Raw genomic sequence first — 12,600 nt, forward strand, 5'->3', positions numbered from 1 at the left:
TTATGCGTCATTCCCTTCTATGTATTGAGCATAATTCTTTAAGATCTCAAGGCCAGCATGGCTACTTTTCTCCGGGTGAAACTGGGTGCCAAACACCTTCCCCTTACCAACAACTGCTGGAACTTCCTCAGCGTAATCTGCCGTGGCAATAAGAACATCCCGATCGTTCGTATCAACATAATAGGAGTGAACAAAATACACGTGTTCCTCACCGACATCATTCATTAAAAACGATTCTGGCTGCTCGATCACTAGCTTGTTCCACCCCATATGTGGAACTTTATAAGCGTTACCTAAAGAATCTTGTCCGGGGAACTTCTTTACTTTTCCTGGCAAAAAAGAAAAGCCTTCCGCATACCCATTCTCATCGCTTTCTTCAAATAGAAGCTGCATGCCAAGACAAATCCCAAGAAGTGGCTTTCCTGCCTCCACTTCTTTTTCAATAAAAGCCTTTAATCCTGTTTCAGTCAAAATCGCCATTGCGTCTCGAAAGGAGCCGACTCCAGGAAGAAGGAGCCCCGTTGCTTTTGAAAGCTCCTGTTCATCTTCGGAAACGAAATAATCATAACCGAGACGTTCTAGTGCCTTACTAACGCTGTATAAATTCCCCATTCCATAATCAATAATTCCGATCATTTACAGCATTCCTTTCGTTGATGGCACGCCTTTTACACGAGGATCAATAAGTGTTGCTTCGTCTAACGCACGTCCTAGCGCTTTAAAAATGGCTTCAATGATGTGGTGCGTATTGTGGCCATAGTGAACAATTACGTGTAAGTTCATTCTTGCTTCAATAGCAAGCTTCCATAAAAACTCATGAACCAATTCGGTATCAAATGTCCCTACGCGATTCGATGGCAATTCAACACGGTATTCAAGATGAGGACGGTTGCTTAGATCAACTACTACCTGCGCAAGCGCGTCATCCATCGGCACAAACGCATTTCCATACCGCTTAATGCCTTCTTTCGTACCAAGTGCTTGTTTCAACGCTTCCCCTAGACAAATACCAATGTCTTCCGTTGTGTGGTGATCATCTACTTCGGTATCTCCGTTCGCAGCAATGGCTAAATCAAACTTTCCGTGCTTCGTGAACAGATCCAGCATATGAGTAAGAAAAGGAACGCCGGTTTGTAAATCTGTTTTCCCGCTTCCATCTACCCCAAACGAAAGGTTAATCGATGTTTCAGATGTTTCTCTTGAAATCGAACTTTTTCTCTCTTCACCCATTATAAATCCTCCAATCGAAGTTCAACGGCTCTTGCGTGTGCATCCAGACCTTCAAGCTTTGCGAGCGCTGCGATGCTGCTACCGTTTGTTCTCATTGCTTCTTTACTATAAGAAATAACGCTTGATTTTTTAATGAAATCGTCTACTGATAGCGGACTTGAAAAACGAGCTGTTCCGTTCGTAGGTAGTACGTGGTTCGGGCCGGCAAAATAATCACCAACAGGCTCTGAGCTATATGGACCAAGGAAAATAGCTCCTGCGTGACGAATTTTCCCAAGAAGCGTCATTGGTTCCTCTACCATAATTTCAAGGTGCTCAGGAGCGAGTTCATTGACGGCATCTACCGCTTCGGCAAGATGATTCACGACATAAATCATTCCGTAATCATCAATTGACTTAGATGCAATTTCAGCTCGTGGAAGCTCGACAAGCTGTTGCTTCACCTCTTCTTGAACACGTTCAGCTAGTGTCTCTGAAGTTGTCACTAGAACAGCGCTAGCTCGCTCATCGTGTTCGGCCTGCGATAATAAGTCTGCTGCCACATAAGCTGGATTAGCCTTTTCATCGGCTAGAACAACGATTTCACTTGGACCAGCGATCATATCAATATCAACAATCCCAAATACTTCTCGTTTCGCAAGGGCCACAAAAATATTTCCTGGACCGACGATTTTATCTACGGGTGCGATCGATTCCGTCCCGTAAGCAAGCGCGCCAACAGCCTGCGCTCCACCTACTTTAAAGATTTCCGATACACCCACTTCATTCGCTGCAACAAGTACACCTGAAGGAACATTTCCGTCTGAGTCAGGTGGCGTTACCATCGCAATTCGCTTCACACCTGCAGCGACAGCAGGAATAACATTCATTAATACGGAAGAAGGATATGCAGCTTTGCCACCCGGAACATAAACACCGACAGAATCAAGCGGTGTTACTTTTTGTCCAAGCATTGTACCGTCTTCAGAAGTTGTAAACCATGATTGACGACGCTGGCGTTCGTGAAATGATTGAATATTGCCAGCCGCCTTTCTAATCGTCGTAATGAGTTCATCAGATAAATCGAGATATGCCCGTTCGATTTCTTCATTTGACACGCGAAGTTCTTTCAAATCTGCTCCATCAAACTTCTTTGTATTTTCCTTAACGGCTTCATCGCCAGTTGCTTTAACTTGCGAAAGAATAGAAAGAACAGCCTGACGCTGCTCTTCTGTTCCCTGCTCAATCGATCGTTTGATAGATACCCCTTCGCTCCTATTAACGATTTTCATCTGCGCTCTCTCCTTCCACAACCGCTGAAAGACGCTCGACCATATCGTCAATGATTGCATCCTTCGTTCGATAGCTAACTGGATTCACAATAAAGCGAGATGTGATTGGCTCAATAAACGCCGTTTCCATTAAACCGTTTTCCGTTAACGTTCTTCCTGTTGAAACAATATCGACGATACGATCAGCAAGGCCGATTAGCGGAGCAAGCTCAATCGATCCGTTTAACTTAATAATCTCAACCTGTTCACCCTGCTGACGAAAATAGTTAGAAGCTACGTTCGGATACTTTGTAGCAATCTTTGGTGCAACGCCTTTAATTGGTCCATCCGAAAGACCTGCAACAGCTAAATAGCATCCACTAATTTTTAAATCTAGTACTTCGTATACATTGCGCTCTTCTTCTAGCATGACATCTTTCCCAGCAATTCCAACATCCGCTACACCGTGCTCCACGTATGTCGGAACATCCATTGGTTTTGCTAGAATGAAACGAAGATTTTCTTCTTCTATATCGAGAATTAATTTTCTTGAATCATCAAACTCAGGGGGAAGTTGATAACCCGCGTTTCGAAGCAATTCTACCGCCTCTTCAAAAATACGCCCTTTTGGCATTGCCATCGTCAGCATTACAACATCCCCTTTCCGTTCTTACCGATTAAATACGTGACGTCATCAAAACGTTCTGAGTAAGCATCAAGGTTTGTGACACCACTTAACTCCTGCACCACAACTTTTTCACCATTAGCCCTTCGTTCTGACGCCTGTTGAATCGCTTCTTCTCTTCGTTCAGGACTAAAGATAATCGCATATGGGAGCTTTTCCTCACTCGTTACACCAAGTGCTTCAGCAAGGTGATCCAAACGAATACCGAACCCTGTTGCCTGTGCCGGACGATCAAAACGCGACAGCAGTTCATCGTAGCGTCCGCCATTGCTTAACGGTACACCAAGGTTATTGGCATATCCCTCAAACACAACTCCCGTGTAATAACTCATGTGACTTACAAGAGTGAAATCAAATTTCACCTGGTTAGCTACCCCATATGCTTCAAGCGTATGTAGAAGTGTACGAAGCTCATCAAGAACTCTTTCACCAGCGTCAGTCGGCAGCAACTCAATGGCTTCTTCTAGTTTTGAACCATCACCTCTGAGCGTTAAGAGAGCCATAAGTCTTTTTTGATCAATTGTAGAGAGCGGCATTTCTCTTACATGCTGGCGATACCCTACATAGTTTTTTTCATATAAATAGCGGCGTAGAACGGCAGCTCTGTCTTCGTTACCAACGATCGAAAGAAACAGCTCCTGAATAAATCCAACATGGCCAATCGCGATTTGGAAATCTTCAAGACCGGCTTCTTTTAAAACGGCTGCCATTAATGCGATCACTTCTGCATCGGCGCTCGTCGTGCGATCACCGATTAACTCAACACCTATTTGTTCAAATTCTGCCGGTTTTCCACCTTCGTCTTCCTGCGCTCGAAACACATTAGAATCATAAGCAAGGCGCAGTGGAAAAGGCTCATTCTTTAGACTAGACGCAGCGACACGAGCAATTGGGGCGGTCATATCAGGTCTTAAGACAAGCGTATTGCCACGCTGGTCAAGTAGTTTGAAAAGCTGCTGATCAAGGATAGCAGAAGCTTCTCCGACCGTTTCATAGTACTCTAGCGTAGGGGTGTTCATAAAACGATAGCCCCATCCCTCTGTTACACGCTGAATTCTTTCACGAATACTTGTTTTCAAGTCATATAGTACCGGTAGCGTATCGCGCATACCGAGCGGCTTCTCAAATACGAATGGTCTTGTCATTTTGTGCACCTCACATTTCCTTTAGTTCGCTAACATACTAACAAGATGAAGTTATTTGTAGTTTACACGCCTTTATTTTTTTCGTCAACCGATAAGGGGCATTATTCCCTTTACTCCTTTTCTGTACTCCAATATGAATCCCCTTTATTTTTTAGGTAATCTTAAGGAATGATGTCGATTTATGACTCATCCCGTCTTCATCAGGATCACTTATTGATAAATTAGGGTAATAGCTTTGAAAGAAACTTTCTTTTCCAATTAAGGAAATCTATAATGAGGAAAAGAGTAGATGATGAAAAGAGAGGATGTGTCATGTGGTCAATAAAATCTTCTTCTTCCTAGTTATTATTGGAGTACCATTGTCCGTTGCCGGAAGTCTTCTTCACTGGTCGCAAACACTAATGTTTATTGTCTATTGCTTAACAATCATTTCTCTTGCTGCTTTTATGGGAAGAGCGACGGAAAGCCTTGCTGTTATCTCTGGCCCTAGAATTGGCGGATTGTTAAACGCCACATTTGGCAATGCTGTTGAACTGATCATTTCTATCTTTGCATTAAGAGAAGGTTTAATTGAAATTGTGCTCGCTTCGCTAACAGGATCAGTACTGGGGAATCTACTCCTTGTTGCTGGATTATCCTTTTTCGTTGGGGGCTTAAAATTCAAAAGGCAAAAATTCAATGTATATGATGCAAGGCACAACTCAGGATTACTTATGTTTGGTGTCATCGTAGCGTTTGTTATTCCTGAAGTTTTTTCAATGGGCATGAGTGACGCTGAAGCCATTTCATTGAGTACAGGCATTTCCATTATCCTCATCATTCTTTACCTTGCCGCTCTCTTCTTCAAGCTCGTCACTCACCGCGGCGTCTATCAGCACGTCTCAGACCAAGAAGGTGGTCATGCACATGAAGAGCCTGAATGGAGCAGAAAAAAAGCAATGCTCGTTCTAGCACTCTCCACAGCCGCCGTTGCTTACGTGTCAGAAAGCCTTGTTCATACGTTTGAAACAGTTGGAGAAACGTTTGGATGGAGCGAGTTATTCATCGGGGTGATTATTGTAGCGATTGTAGGAAATGCCGCTGAACATGCTTCAGCTATTATTATGGCCTACAAAAACAAAATGGATGTTGCTGTGGAAATTGCAGTAGGATCCACGCTTCAAGTTGCGATGTTTGTTGCACCGCTACTTGTCCTAATCTCTCTTTTCTTCCCAGTACAAATGCCACTCGTCTTTACATTACCAGAGCTTGTCACTATGGTAACAGCTGTCTTACTTATGATTGTGATTAGTAATGATGGAGAAACAAACTGGTTTGAAGGAGCAACATTACTTGCTGCTTACTTAATCATGGGGATAGGATTTTATTTACTTTAATCAATAGCTATGTTGGCTTATATTGTTGATATCTTTATTTTTGGTTCATTAATATAAGCTAAACAATAAACCTGCAATTTGCGGGTTTTTTTGTTACAGTAACTGAGGGAAGTTCTTCCGCATAACGTGTTAGAAAATAAACGATAATAGCCAATAGCAGGTGGAAGAAACACCTAATAGAACAAATGAATACGCAGAAAGTAGGCGAAAATATGATTCACCGTAAAACAAATCGAGAGATTCAATTAATGAAAGAAGCAGGCGAAGTACTTGCCGATTGTCACAAAGAATTACGAAGCATTATCAAGCCTGGTGTAACAACCAAACAAATCGATGACTTTGTTGAACTCTTTCTAGAAGAACGCGGCGCGACACCTGAGCAAAAGGGATACCAGGACTATCCTTACGCAACGTGTGCTTCAGTTAATGATGTCATTTGCCACGGATTCCCAGGTTCGAAAAAATTAAAAGAAGGCGACATCGTTACAATTGATATGGTTGTCAATTTGAATGGCGCACTCGCTGATTCTGCATGGACGTATGCAGTTGGAGAAATTTCAGAGGAAAAACAGCATTTGCTTGAAGCGACGAAAAAGTCCCTCTACCTTGGTATCGAGCAGGCAGTCATTGGCAATCGTATTGGCGATATTGGCCATGCGATTCAAAAATACGCTGAAGCAGAAGGCTTTGGCGTTGTCCGTGACTTCACAGGACACGGCATTGGACCTACCCTTCACGAAGAACCAATGATTCCACACTTTGGTCAACCTGGTACAGGAGCACGATTGAAAGAAGGTATGGTGATTACAATTGAACCGATGCTAAACATCGGTAAACCATATAGCACAATTGACGAAGACGGCTGGACAGCTCGCACAGTAGATGGTTCTACATCAGCTCAGTATGAGCATACGCTCGCAATTACAAAAGACGGCCCGGTAATTTTAACTGATCAAGGTGACGAATAACTAATAGAAATCCCGTAGCAATATGCTACGGGATTTCTATATATCATGCTTTGCTCGTTCTTCTTTCGTATAAATCACCTGCATCGGATTCCCACCAACAAAAGCCCCTGCTGGCACACTTTTATGAACAAGCGTTCCAGCTGAAACAATCGCTCCGTCACCAATCGTAATGCCAGGAAGCAAAGTACTATTTGCTCCGATCATTACGCGATCGCCAATCACAACATCTCCAAGTCGATACTCATCAATCAAATATTCATGAGCAAGAATGGTCGTATTGTAACCAACAATCGAATTCTTCCCGACTGAAATTTTCTCCGGAAACATAATGTCGAGCATCACCATTAGGGCAAATGCGGTTTGATCGCCGATTTTCACTCCAAGAAATGTCTTATATAACCAATTTTTCATCGGAATAAACGGGGTATACCGAGCAAGCTGAATAACAATAAAATTCTTAACTACCTTCCAAAAGGGGACTGTTTTATAAATTTGCCAGAGAGCGTTGCTACCAGTAACGGGGTACCGCTCCGTGTTTCTCACTTTTCGACTCCAGCAATCGCAAGAAGTTCTCCCATATGGTCAACAAGGTAATCTGGCTTAAACGACGCCAGGAAGTCGCTCCCTTTAATCGTCCACGAAACACCTACAGTCGTAACACCTGCGTTTTGTCCAGCAAGAATATCGTATTGGCTATCTCCAACCATAATCGTTTCTTCTCGAACTGAACGAAGCTCCTTCATTGCTGTTTCAAGCTGTTCTGGATGCGGTTTAGGGTTCTCAACTTCATCAACTGTGATGACAACTGGGAAGAACTGATCAAGCTCAGTTAGCTTTAACCCCATTTCAACTGTGTTTCTCATTTTCGACGTCACAATTGCAAGCTTATATCCGTTTTCAGATAGCGTCTTAATCGTTTCAAAAACGCCATCGAATTCCGTTACAAGATTATCGTGATTTGCGATATTATGTTCACGATAAAAAGCGACCATTTCTTCCGCTCGACTTTCATCATGCTTAGCAAATGTCAGATAAAGTGGCTCTCCAATAAACTGCTTCAACTCTTCATCCTCATAACGACCTGGATAAAAGTGTTCAAACGTATGCCTAAATGAAGCCATAATTAAATCATTCGTATTAATCAGTGTTCCGTCTAAATCAAATAAAATTGTGTTAATGCTCATACGATGGTTCCTTTCTTTCTGAAGCGTTCAATTCACGTCGCTTCCATATTACTGAGACGATAATCGTTAAAAGTATGGCTGTTACAAGTCTTACGAGAAGAAGCCAGATAACAGGAATTCCAAGAGGAATGAAAATAAGAGTATCCTCAATGACAGCATGACACGCCACAAGAAAAATAAACGCTAAGTAAAGGTCTTTCTTCTCAACGCCATCTTCTTTTACAGCTTGAATCATTACTCCTGCTCCATAAGCGAGCCCAAAAACAAGACCTGCAGCAAGCGTTGTAGATGTATTTTCTTTCATACCTAACCCCTTCGTCACTGGAGCCATCCAGCGAGAAAACGTCGAAAGCCAGGAAAAGTCTTTCATAACCTGTATGAAAATCATAAGTGGAATCACGATCAGAGCGAGCTGAAGAACACCTAACGATGCTTTTTCTAATCCTTGAAGAATAATAGAGCCCCAACCGGTAACCATTTCATTCGTTTGAGAAACAAAACCATACGCTGCCTGTTCGCTTCCACCCTGCCAGACAATGTTGATTATAAAAGCAGAGAGGACAGCAAGCCCCAGTCTAACGGCAAGAATAACCCATAACTTTACACCCACTCTTGCAGCTACGCCTGACTCAATAAGCAAATTGTGTGAGAAGGAAAGCATAACAGCCAAAATAAACACCTCTTTGACCGTTAAATCGAGTGTAAGAATGGCTCCGATCCCCGCATAAAGATTCAAGAAATTCCCTAGCACAAGAGGAATAGCTGCGTCTCCAGACAAGCCCATCCATTTCATGACAGGAGCGATTAACGTAACGATCCATTCGAGAACAGGTGTATAACGAAGGAGGGTCATTACTAAGGTGATTGGAAAAATAATTTTCCCAAGGTCCCACGTTGTTATGAGCCCTGCTTTTAAGCCCCGTCGCAAAATGCCCACAATGACACTCCTCCTATCCTTTTTCGTTATAAGGCTTTGCTTTCATTACTTTGCGTCGATAAATGATTAAAGCGATCGACACAATAATTAATACGACTGAAATCACCTGTGCTACCCTTAAAGATTCCGTTAACATTAGACTATCTGTACGTAGCCCTTCAATATAAAGCCGGCCAATAGAATACCATGTTACATAAGCAAGGAAAACTTCTCCTCGCTTAACGGCCGTTCTTTGAAGAATTACAAGCAGCACGACTCCAGCTATGTTCCAAAGAGATTCGTAAAGAAATGTCGGGTGATAATAAGTCCCGTCAATATACATTTGATTAATAATAAAATCCGGAAGCATCAGATTCTCGAGAAATGCTCTTGTGACAGGTCCCCCATGCGCTTCCTGGTTCATAAAGTTACCCCAACGTCCGATCGCTTGCCCTAGTATAATACTCGGAGCAGCGATGTCAGCAATTTTCCAGAAAGATAGTCCACGCTTTCTAGTGAAAATAATAGCTGTAATAACAGAACCAATTAATGCACCGTGAATGGCGATACCACCTTCCCAAATGGCAAAGATGTCACCAGGATTATCCTTGTAGTAGCTCCACTGGAAAATAACATAGTAAATACGCGCTGAAATAATGGCTATGGGGACAGCCCATAAAATTAGATCAACAAAGGTTTCTTTTGGCAGGCCCTGGCGCTTTGTTTCTCTCATAGCTAGAAGCAAGCCAAGGTAAGCTCCAAAAGCAATGATAATGCCGTACCAGTAAATCGAGATCGGTCCCAGCTCTAGCGCGACGCGATCAAGAGGCTGTATTGAGGCTAGCATGTCGTTGTCTCTCCTTTATCCATATCTTGATTAAGATTAGATGCTGTCGTGCTCGTCTCCATCTTCAATCTCTCTTGTCAGTCTTTCTGAAAATTGCTTTGCTGCATTCATCCCCATATTTTTCAGACGGAAATTCATCGCTGCTACTTCTATAATGATCGCAAGGTTTCGTCCTGGACGAACTGGCACAACAAGTCTTGGCACATTCGAATCAATGATTTTCATATACTCCTCTTCAAGACCAAGACGATCATAAACCTTTTTCGAATCCCAAAGTTCTAGATTCATCACTAGGGAGATCTTTTTGTAGTTTCGAATCGCACCTGCACCAAACAACGTCATGACGTTAATGATGCCGAGGCCTCTTATTTCAAGTAAATGTTGAATTAATTCAGGAGCGCTACCGACTAGCGTATTTTCCGCTTCCTGACGGATTTCCACGGAATCATCTGCTACAAGACGATGACCACGCTTTACAAGCTCAAGAGCTGTTTCACTTTTCCCTACGCCACTCGAGCCTGTAATGAGTACACCTACGCCATAAATATCCACAAGAACACCGTGAATCGCAGTGTTTGGCGCAAGCTGACTCTCAAGATAATTCGTTAAGCGGCTGCTTAAGCGAGTCGTTGTCATATTAGATCGTAAAATAGGAACATCTTTTTCTTTAGATGACGCGATCAATTCCTCAGGAACTTCCATATCTCTAGAAAGAACTATCCCAGGTGTTTCGTCTGTACAGAGCTTCTGCATCCGCTCTACTTTCTGCTCATCTGTTAAACCATGAAAGAAGGACATCTCTGTCTTTCCGAGTAGCTGCAAACGTTCTGCTGGATAATAAGTGAAAAAACCAGCCATTTCTAGTCCCGGTCGTGAAATATCACTCGTTGTGATCGGACGATGAATCCCTTCCTCCCCGCTCACAAGCTCAAGACTGAACTTCTCAATGACATCTTTCATACGAACTTTAACCATTCGTAAACCTCCTATGTAAGAACCAAAAAGACGGTTCCATTTCAACTTCCCCTATTGTACCATTTCCTATTTCAAAGCACATACAGAATTGGAGCCCTTTTTGAGAGTGGGGTCAGGTACGTACCTGACCCACTCTCACCCTTCAAAAGATTAACACTCCTTAAAATACAAAAAACCGAAGCGAATGCTTCGGTTTGAAAAGCTTATTTTACTTTTAATGGCACAACAGCATCATGCATTTGCTTATCTAGCTCTTGAATGTGTGCTTGTTTCATTTCATTTGACCAGTTAAGTCGCTTAGCCATATACTCGATAACTGGCTCTTTCCAGCGACGAACCCAATCAATGTCAAAGTAAAGGGCACTTGTTCTACGATTGAAGTAATCAAGTGGAGTTGCCACCATTTCTTCTTCAATACCATAGATAAGGGTAGCGAATACTTCAAGACTTAAGTTATGGAAATTCGCTTCCGTTCCGACCGTTTCAATGATTTGATAAATTCGTTCAATGTTAGAACCATATCGCTGCACGAGGGTTTCTGCTTCATTAACACTTAGACCAAGTGTTGTACCTCTACGAACTTGTTCTGTTGCATATTCCTTAAAGCCTTTGCTTCCTCCAACATAGCCACCAGAGAGAACCATATTCTTTGTAGTAGAAGCAGGGAATTTCTTATATTTTTCTTCTTTAAATTGATCCGCAATCAGACTAACGACTTTTTCAGCCATTTTGCGATAGCCCGTTAATTTACCACCAGCAATGGTAATCAAACCGGAATCTGATAGGAAGATCTCATCTTTACGAGAAATTTCAGATGGGTCTTTTCCTTCTTCGTGAATCAACGGACGTACACCTGACCAGCTTGATTCCACATCTTCTTTTGTTACATTAATGCTTGGGAACATATAGTTCGCTGCATCAACAATATAATCTCTGTCTTCTACTGTCATCTGCGGATGTACAGGATTTTTCGTATAATGCGTATCCGTTGTACCGATATACGTTTTGCCGGCGCGTGGGATTGCAAACATCATTCGCCCATCATTAAATGGCGTGTCGAAATAGACGGCTTGTTGAAGTGGGAATTTAGATTGATCAAATACTAGGTGAACCCCTTTAGTTAGGAACATGTGCTTACCTTTTTTCGATTGATCAAGACCACGAATTTCATCGACCCATGGGCCAGCTGCATTCACAACTTTTTTCGCTCTAATCTCACGTGTTTCACCTGTTACAACGTCTTTAGCTCGTACACCAACAATCTTACCATCTTCATATAAAAGCTGTTCTGCTTTCACATAGTTTACAGCTTTTCCACCGCGATGAACGGCTTCTTTCATAATTTCAAGCGTGAGACGGGCATCATCTGTGCGATATTCAACATAATATCCGCCGCCCTTTACATCACTTTTACGAAGAAGTGGCTCTTTGTCTAGCGCTTCCTTCTTAGAAAGCATGCTTCTTCTTTCTTTCCGTTTAACACCAGCCAGTCTGTCATAAAGTGCAAGACCAGCTCCAGTAGAAAATTTGCCGAATGTACCGCCTTTAATAATTGGTAGTAGCATCCATTCAGGTGTTGTAACGTGAGGAGCATTTTCATAAACGATCGCTCGCTCTTTCCCAACTTCAGCGACTAATCCAATTTCGAGATTTTTCAAATAACGCAATCCACCGTGAACAAGTTTCGTTGAACGACTTGACGTACCAGCAGCAAAATCCTGCATTTCGATAACAGCCGAGTTCATTCCACGAGATGCAGAATCAAGCAAGATACCTGCCCCTGTAATTCCGCCTCCAACAACGAGTACATCTAACTCCTCTGATACAATTTGATCAAGCACAACGCTTCTTTGTAATCCTGAAAATGGTTTAACCAAGATGAACACACTCCCTTTTGTTATATAAACACTTACATTTTTAAAATGATTAATTAATACCTCTTCAGTACTTTACCCCTAATGTAGGGCTTCTTAAGCATAAGATTGAACATTCCTACTAAGAAAACTGGTTTAAAGGACAAAAAA

The 12,600-nt window shown here is 42.4% G+C and carries 13 protein-coding genes; 2 read left to right on the plus strand and 11 right to left on the minus strand.

Annotation, left to right across the window (positions count from 1 at the left end; all coding sequences use genetic code 11):
* Genes hisH through AC0VYV_RS18710 form a run of 5 tightly spaced genes read right to left on the minus strand, consistent with a single transcriptional unit; the run spans window position 1 to window position 4,310 of the window.
* On the minus strand, window positions 1-636 hold the full coding sequence (gene hisH, locus AC0VYV_RS18690; RefSeq protein ID WP_404683306.1) for an imidazole glycerol phosphate synthase subunit HisH: 636 nt from the start codon (window positions 634-636) through the stop codon (window positions 1-3).
* Entirely contained in the window at window positions 637-1,230 is a 594-nt protein-coding gene (gene hisB, locus AC0VYV_RS18695) for an imidazoleglycerol-phosphate dehydratase HisB (protein ID WP_408962561.1), read from the minus strand.
* Entirely contained in the window at window positions 1,230-2,501 is a 1,272-nt protein-coding gene (gene hisD / locus AC0VYV_RS18700; protein ID WP_475374097.1) for a histidinol dehydrogenase, read from the minus strand. The genes hisB and hisD overlap by 1 nt, the downstream gene beginning before the upstream one ends.
* Window positions 2,488-3,129: an ATP phosphoribosyltransferase gene (gene hisG / locus AC0VYV_RS18705; RefSeq protein ID WP_427391271.1), complete on the minus strand. Its 642-nt coding sequence runs from the start codon at window positions 3,127-3,129 to the stop codon at window positions 2,488-2,490. Before hisG ends, hisD begins: the two co-directional genes overlap by 14 nt.
* Window positions 3,129-4,310 carry an ATP phosphoribosyltransferase regulatory subunit gene (locus AC0VYV_RS18710; protein WP_475374098.1) on the minus strand — a complete coding sequence of 394 codons (1,182 nt, stop codon included), beginning with the start codon at window positions 4,308-4,310 and terminating at the stop codon, window positions 3,129-3,131. Before AC0VYV_RS18710 ends, hisG begins: the two co-directional genes overlap by 1 nt.
* A 305-nt stretch (window positions 4,311-4,615) precedes the next feature.
* Between AC0VYV_RS18710 and cax the strand changes: the two genes are divergently transcribed.
* Window positions 4,616-5,686, plus strand: coding sequence for a calcium/proton exchanger (gene cax, locus AC0VYV_RS18715; protein ID WP_475372916.1), 1,071 nt, complete (start codon window positions 4,616-4,618; stop codon window positions 5,684-5,686).
* A gap of 212 nt (window positions 5,687-5,898) precedes the next feature.
* Window positions 5,899-6,654 (plus strand): type I methionyl aminopeptidase, encoded by a 756-nt coding sequence (gene map / locus AC0VYV_RS18720; protein WP_194219587.1) that lies wholly within the window; start codon window positions 5,899-5,901, stop codon window positions 6,652-6,654.
* A 36-nt stretch (window positions 6,655-6,690) separates the two neighbouring features.
* Here the strand turns inward: map and AC0VYV_RS18725 are convergent, their stop codons facing one another.
* From AC0VYV_RS18725 to AC0VYV_RS18750, 6 genes are all read right to left on the minus strand, one after another.
* The gene (locus AC0VYV_RS18725; RefSeq protein ID WP_475374099.1) at window positions 6,691-7,197 is read right to left on the minus strand and encodes an acyltransferase; all 507 of its coding nucleotides are present in this window, start codon (window positions 7,195-7,197) and stop codon (window positions 6,691-6,693) included.
* Window positions 7,194-7,838: a pyrophosphatase PpaX gene (gene ppaX, locus AC0VYV_RS18730; RefSeq protein WP_194218768.1), complete on the minus strand. Its 645-nt coding sequence runs from the start codon at window positions 7,836-7,838 to the stop codon at window positions 7,194-7,196. Before ppaX ends, AC0VYV_RS18725 begins: the two co-directional genes overlap by 4 nt.
* Window positions 7,828-8,778, minus strand: a complete 951-nt coding sequence (locus AC0VYV_RS18735; RefSeq protein ID WP_475374903.1) for a nucleoside recognition domain-containing protein — start codon at window positions 8,776-8,778, stop codon at window positions 7,828-7,830. The genes ppaX and AC0VYV_RS18735 overlap by 11 nt, the downstream gene beginning before the upstream one ends.
* 10 nt (window positions 8,779-8,788) lie before the next feature.
* The gene (lgt, locus tag AC0VYV_RS18740) at window positions 8,789-9,601 is read right to left on the minus strand and encodes a prolipoprotein diacylglyceryl transferase (protein ID WP_194218767.1); all 813 of its coding nucleotides are present in this window, start codon (window positions 9,599-9,601) and stop codon (window positions 8,789-8,791) included.
* A 36-nt stretch (window positions 9,602-9,637) separates the two neighbouring features.
* Window positions 9,638-10,576, minus strand: coding sequence for an HPr(Ser) kinase/phosphatase (gene hprK, locus AC0VYV_RS18745; RefSeq protein WP_194218766.1), 939 nt, complete (start codon window positions 10,574-10,576; stop codon window positions 9,638-9,640).
* 203 nt (window positions 10,577-10,779) lie between these two features.
* A complete protein-coding gene (locus AC0VYV_RS18750; protein ID WP_206759438.1) occupies window positions 10,780-12,456 on the minus strand; it encodes a glycerol-3-phosphate dehydrogenase/oxidase in 1,677 nt (558 codons plus the stop codon).
* Window positions 12,457-12,600 lie beyond the last annotated feature (144 nt).

The sequence above is a fragment of the Anaerobacillus sp. QJM3NY_17 genome (genome assembly GCF_056173665.1).

Bases quoted from the DNA above. Each gene is read 5' to 3' on its own strand.
- hisG (WP_427391271.1), bottom strand. From the start codon at position 3,129: ATGCTGACGATGGCAATGCCAAAAGGGCGTATTTTTGAAGAGGCGGTA.
- AC0VYV_RS18710 (WP_475374098.1), bottom strand. From the start codon at position 4,310: ATGACAAGACCATTCGTATTTGAGAAGCCGCTCGGTATGCGCGATACG.
- hisH (WP_404683306.1), bottom strand. From the start codon at position 636: ATGATCGGAATTATTGATTATGGAATGGGGAATTTATACAGCGTTAGT.
- hprK (WP_194218766.1), bottom strand. From the start codon at position 10,576: ATGGTTAAAGTTCGTATGAAAGATGTCATTGAGAAGTTCAGTCTTGAG.
- hisD (WP_475374097.1), bottom strand. From the start codon at position 2,501: ATGAAAATCGTTAATAGGAGCGAAGGGGTATCTATCAAACGATCGATT.
- cax (WP_475372916.1), top strand. From the start codon at position 4,616: ATGTGTCATGTGGTCAATAAAATCTTCTTCTTCCTAGTTATTATTGGA.
- map (WP_194219587.1), top strand. From the start codon at position 5,899: ATGATTCACCGTAAAACAAATCGAGAGATTCAATTAATGAAAGAAGCA.
- lgt (WP_194218767.1), bottom strand. From the start codon at position 9,601: ATGCTAGCCTCAATACAGCCTCTTGATCGCGTCGCGCTAGAGCTGGGA.
- ppaX (WP_194218768.1), bottom strand. From the start codon at position 7,838: ATGAGCATTAACACAATTTTATTTGATTTAGACGGAACACTGATTAAT.
- hisB (WP_408962561.1), bottom strand. From the start codon at position 1,230: ATGGGTGAAGAGAGAAAAAGTTCGATTTCAAGAGAAACATCTGAAACA.